General features: G+C 44.4%; 4 protein-coding genes and 1 tRNA gene. 3 read left to right on the top strand and 2 right to left on the bottom strand.

Annotation, left to right across the window (positions count from 1 at the left end; translation table 11 throughout):
• Both VIP81_RS25375 and VIP81_RS25380 read left to right on the top strand, forming a co-directional pair.
• Positions 1 to 552, top strand: a 552-nt coding sequence (locus VIP81_RS25375) for a tRNA1(Val) (adenine(37)-N6)-methyltransferase (protein ID WP_331967854.1), incomplete at its 5' end; no start/stop codon positions are given.
• A 39-nt stretch (positions 553 to 591) separates the two neighbouring features.
• Positions 592 to 3,459 carry a PKD domain-containing protein gene (locus VIP81_RS25380; RefSeq protein ID WP_331967855.1) on the top strand — a complete coding sequence of 956 codons (2,868 nt, stop codon included), beginning with the start codon at positions 592 to 594 and terminating at the stop codon, positions 3,457 to 3,459.
• 3 nt (positions 3,460 to 3,462) lie between these two features.
• Here the strand turns inward: VIP81_RS25380 and VIP81_RS25385 are convergent, their stop codons facing one another.
• Positions 3,463 to 4,677 carry an NAD(P)-dependent oxidoreductase gene (locus tag VIP81_RS25385; RefSeq protein ID WP_331967857.1) on the bottom strand — a complete coding sequence of 405 codons (1,215 nt, stop codon included), beginning with the start codon at positions 4,675 to 4,677 and terminating at the stop codon, positions 3,463 to 3,465.
• A 234-nt stretch (positions 4,678 to 4,911) separates the two neighbouring features.
• Between VIP81_RS25385 and VIP81_RS25390 the strand changes: the two genes are divergently transcribed.
• A tRNA-Leu gene (locus tag VIP81_RS25390) sits at positions 4,912 to 4,995 on the top strand.
• Positions 4,996 to 5,309: 314 nt separating this feature from the next.
• On the opposite strand, the gene VIP81_RS25395 is transcribed toward VIP81_RS25390, so the two are convergent.
• Positions 5,310 to 5,540, bottom strand: coding sequence for a helix-turn-helix transcriptional regulator (locus tag VIP81_RS25395; protein ID WP_331967859.1), 231 nt, complete (start codon positions 5,538 to 5,540; stop codon positions 5,310 to 5,312).
• Positions 5,541 to 5,827: the final 287 nt, after the last annotated feature.

Raw genomic sequence — 5,827 nt, forward strand, 5'->3', positions numbered from 1 at the left:
AGTCTGATGCTGGCGCAGCGTATCCCCGCTACTATCACCGCCGTGGAACTGGACCCGGCGGCGGCGCAACAGGCCATGGCAAATTTCGCGGCATCTCCGTGGGCAGACAGGCTCTCCCTCACGCAAACGGACGTACGAAAATTAGAACATGAGGGGCCATATGATTTCATTATTACCAATCCGCCGTTTTATGAAAGCGCGCTAAAAAGCGGGCATGCACAGAAAGACCAGGCGATGCACGCCACTAACCTGAGTTACCAGGAGCTGATCAGGGCTATTGACAGGCAGTTGGCGCCATCTGGACAAGTTTCCGTACTCCTGCCTTATGCGGTTTTTGATACTTTCCGGGATTTGGCTGAAGTAGCCGGATTTCAACTACGGGAAGTGTTGTATATCCGGCAAAGTGTGAACCATGGCTTTTTCCGGACAGTAGGGATATTTGACCGGAGTAAGGGGAATACCACCGTAAAAGAGCTGGCGATACATGATGCCGACCGTGTGTATACAGATACCTTTGTTTCATTGTTGATGCCATATTACCTATATCTGTAGGTATTTACTATCTTGTGTTCCGCTATTTTATCCTAATCTATGTACAGAAGAATTGTTTGTTTCTGCCTGTTAGTGTTGTGTGCATTTACAGCTACGGCCCAGAAAGAAGTTTACCGATGGTATTTCGGCTATAATGCCGGTATCAACTTTAACACCACGCCCGCCTCGCTTCTCACCGATGGACAAACGTATACCCGTGAAGGGGTGGCCACTATTTGTGATGGCGCCACAGGTGACTTGTTATTTTATACAGAAGGAAGTACCATATGGAATGCCAAACACCAGATAATGCCTAATGGTACGGGGTTACAGGGAGATCCTTCCAGTTCTCAGTCTGGAGTGGTAGTGCCCTTTCCCGGCCATCCGGGACAGTATTACCTGTTTACCACCATGACCGACAAAGGATTTCGTTATAATCTGATAGATATGGCGTTAGACAATGGCATGGGGGATATTGTTCCCGGCACAAAAAATATAGCGTTGCTGAGTAATAACCTGAGTACGGAGAAAATAGGTGCTACCCGGCATTGTAACGGAAAGGATTTTTGGGTGATCACCCATGCGGTGGGCAGTGCTGATTATTACGTATACCTGGTTACATCTGCGGGTGTATCGGCGCCTACGGTGTATACCACGGGTTCGGTCATTCATTCCGGGGGCTGGGAAGAGGCAGGGGTGCTCAAATTTTCCGATGATGGGGGAACACTTGTGCATACTTTAGCGGCCCTGAAGCAAGGGCAAATGAGTAAGGTGGACCTTTTAAAATTCAATAATAGTACAGGCGTTATCAGTGCGCCGTTCGAGACACTTGATGTAATTTTTCCCTTAGGCTCGGATTTTTCATCCGATGGAAAGTTGCTGTATGTAGTGAGTATGAATTATTTGTCATGGAGTCGTATTTATCAATATGACCTTACCGCGGCGAATGTGAATGCATCAGGGGTAATAGTAGCCAATGTTATGGCGCCGCTGCAGATAGGGGGTATTCAAATGGGGCCGGATCGGCGTATGTATGTGGGATATGATGAAAACGGAAATGGATATCGGTATGTAGGGCTTATTCATAAGCCGGAGGTGAAAGGGTCAGCATGTAATTTTGAACAGGATGGGATGGATATGGATCCAACAGGGCAGGGATTACGCCGTACTTCGGTGTGTTTTCCTACGTTTGTGAGAAGCTTTTTGTATGTACCTGCCGACTTCTCCGTTTCCACCGTTTGCGGCGGAAAGTCCACCTTTAAGCTGGTTAATGATGCGGGTGTAACAAGTGTATTATGGGATTTTGGGGATGGTACCACTTCTACGCAGTTATCTCCTGACCATCTTTATACAAGTAATAAAACCTACACGGTGAAAGTAAGCGTTACTGCGAAGTGTAGCACCAATGAGAAAACCGGTGAGGTGGTTATTGAAGATAAAATAGCTATAGCAGTTGATAAATTTATCTGTGATGGGAGTACCTACGTATTGCCAGACGGCAAGACGATTAATGCGGAAGGAACTTACGTCAGTACTATAAAAAGAGCGCGCAGTAATTGCGATAGTGTGATTACAACCACCGTGAAGTTTTGGCCAGCCTATAACAAGAAGGAGGATATCATCCTCTGTACCGGGCAGCAATACCAGTTAGCAGATGGGCGGCATGTCAGTGCCAGCGGCACTTATGTGTCATCCTTTAAAACATACCAGGGTTGCGACAGTCTTTTCACCACCACCGTGAAGGTGGTGCAGCCCGTAGATTTCACTGTTTCCAATATTTGTGAAGGCAAGCCTACATTTAAGCTGGTAGATGAAGCGGGGATAACGGGTGTGTTATGGGATTTCGGTGATGGGAGCACTTCTACAGAGATGTCACCGGAACATATTTACGCCAGCGAGCATACGTATACCGTGAAAGTAGTTGTTACAGGGCGTTGCAGCAATGATGAGAAGATCCATCAGGTGCTTAGTGATGGGAGGATACAGCGATTTGTGAGCCCATCTATTTGTATGGGCGATAACTATGTTTTGCCGGATGGGACACCTGTGAATACGGCAGGCACCTATGTCACTACTTTAAAAAGAGTGGTTAGTGGCTGCGATAGCGTAATTACTACTATCCTGAAATTGCTGCCGGTATATAAAATAAAAGAAGCAGTAACGATTTGTAGTAATCAGTCGTATCAGTTGCCGGATGGCCGTCGTGTAAACAGCAATGGCACTTATGTATCTTCCCTTAAAACCTACCAGGGGTGTGATAGTATTATTACCACTACGGTGAAAGTGCTATTGGCGGCCTATAAGGAAGCGTTTGATACCACCTGTAACGGCCGCGCCTATACGTTACCGGATGGCCGTCAGGTATTTAGTGCCGGCGATTACACCACTACATTAACTTCAGTAAATGGTTGCGATAGCATCATTCTTTTGCATCTGGCGGTAAAAGACAAGCCACAGGTAAGTATTGAACAGGATATCTGTTTGTTTAATTATAAACCAGTGACGGTGGTTGTACAGCCAGGGTATCAGTATTTGTGGGGGAATGGCAGCACCAGTAACACGCAGGTGATTCGTTATCCGGGTACCTATCGGGTGAGCGTCAGCAATGAGTGTGGTGTTACGGCGTTACAGACGGTGGCAAAGGACTGTGCCATAGACTTGTATGTACCTAATGCGTTTACTCCTAACGGAGATGGGCAGAATGATGTATTCCGGTTACGTACGCCCCACGGCCAGGTTCTATTGGAATTTAGGATATTTGATCGTTGGGGAGCGGAAATATATGTTTCTACTGACGTATTACGTGGATGGGACGGTACCTATAATGGGGCCCCGCAACCTGTAGGTAGCTACGTTTATTTTATCCGTTATAAAAATATAGATGGGGAAGAGAAGATGCTGAAAGGGGCTGTTCATTTGCTCCGGTAGATTTCAGGACGCGCCTTTTGCATAATCTTCCAGGTAGGCAAAAGGCGCTGTGAGAGCTCCTTTGCTGGTAATGGTGGCATTTTGTATCATGATACTGTCTTGCTTTAGTAATTCTTCAAATACATATTTCATCAGCTGATCACCGAAATACTGGGAAGCATCCCGTGGTAGTTCATTGGGGAGGTTGCTGACACACATCATGTCTATCGTATCCGGGAGATAGGGTGCTGTTTGCTCCATGGTATCCTTTGTAACGCCATATACAGGCGATTCTATGGTGCTATCGCCCAGGTTGCAGGGGATGGAGCCATTGGTGTCGTCAGTAATGTCTGCAATGACCTGTATGCGAAAATTTTCTTTTTTCAGGTCGGCGGCGTGGAAGAGGGGCGGGATGTTATGGTCCCAGTAGATGCCGTTCATGAGAATATCGCTGGCGGTGACATAGGGGAGGAAGCGGCATTCATAATTTTCCGGATGTGCATGGAAGTCGGCCCTGCTATATGTTTTATCTTTTTTCTGGAGATAGAGTTCTCCTGCTTTCAGCTGTGTATATACGGGGTACGCATATTTGTTGACCAGGTATTCTTCCGGTGGAATATACTTGATACCGAGTAGTCCCATGATTTCCAGGGCGCCGGCAGCTACGCGTCCGGAGCCGGTAATCACTATTTTCATAGGCGGTAGTTTGATCCCGAAGTAATGCCCGATCAGTTCCTGGAAATCATGGCAGGTATGTACTCTTTTAAAGTGGAAGCTTTTTGTTTTTTCGCCGAAAGCCATCAGGCCGTTATGTGCGCCTACAATGCCGGCGAAGAAGCCGAAGCCGAGAATGCGTTGTCCGTCGGGATGCACGAGGCATTCGTAGTCGATGAGCGTAATATTTTTCTCCAGGATTGTTTGCAGCATATGTTGGTTATGCGGCTGTTTCTTTTTAGTATGACTGAAGAAAAGATAGGTTTTGCCGGCGATGAGTTTATCGGCAGGCACTTCTTTAATACCCATCAGTATGGCGCATCCGGAGAGATCTTCCTGTAGAGGAATGCCGGCTTTGTCATATTCTTCATCGGAGAAGCAACGGCGCGGCGACGGTTGTACGTATAGCCGTACCTGTGGGAAATGGTGCATGATCCACAGGCATTGTTTGGGTGTAAAAGCCACCCTGTTATCATGTGGATGTTTATCTTCCCGGATGAGTCCTATGTGAATCGTGTTTTCCATCACTGAATTTACGGTATTTTAAGGAACCGTTGGAGGTGTTGTAGAGAAATTTTGCAATAAAAATGAAAAGATATTTTAGGGCTTAAATGCTTTGTGGTAGATAGTTTTGGTTGTTTTCTTTTGTGTGTTGAGGAATGATTTTTATTGCTGGCATGAAAAATTTTCTTGGAGATTAAAAAAGAGTTTCTATATTTGCATCCCGCAATTGACGCGGCGAAGTTCTTAAAAAAGATTGCCCAGATGGCGGAATTGGTAGACGCGCTAGACTCAAAATCTTGTTTTCGAAAGGGAGTGCAGGTTCGATTCCTGTTCTGGGCACCCTAATTATCAATTGGTTACAAAGGCTCCTTCTTAGGGGCCTTTTTTATTTTTCAAAATTTGCCAGCAAATTTGCCAGTAAAAAAAAGTGCAGAAAGTAAAGAACTAATTAAGTCTCTGAAATTATAACTTACCTCGGATATATCTCTCCTCAATTTTTTTAACTTCATCTTATCAGGGTTTACTGTTTAGAATATAACTTAACTGTTGCTTAGGTCAACGTGGAGTTTGAGCGTTGTATGAAAAATTATTTTGAACAAAGCGCATGTTTGTCCAAACACAATAATTTGAAAAATATCTACCAGATAGAGGATCTAAAGTTCTTCAACTCTTTTATAGAAATCAGAAAGAGATATACCAAAATATTTACAGAGTGCAGCGAGTGTGCTGACAGTAGGATTAGCTTTAGCGGTTTCTATTCGACCAACATGTATATTCGTGTCGTTATAAACTTCTTCCTGGCTAACGTTTTTAACGTCACGTAATTCCTTAAGAACCGCGGCTATCCCCTTTAAAAGTTTACTATTTTTTATTTGCTTCGCCATCATTACAAGATGAGGCGAAATAATCTTCTGAGTAATGACGAATATGTCATTGTTTTATTTATTTTTGCATTGTCAATTAGAAACCGATAAACTGATTGTAAAAAAACGCTTATGAATATATATTGATAGAACTGATTTTACTTTATAAGTAAAATCAATATTTTTGCGATTCTTCAATAAAATAATTTGAAGCAATTCGCTTTTACCTTGCTATAGAAACGTAGGAAATTTCAGAACACAGGGTGATAAGTGGATGGCTCATGCTATAAAGGCGTGGGCCAACTTAT

This window comes from Chitinophaga sp. (assembly GCF_036566945.1).
Lineage (GTDB): Bacteria > Bacteroidota > Bacteroidia > Chitinophagales > Chitinophagaceae > Chitinophaga.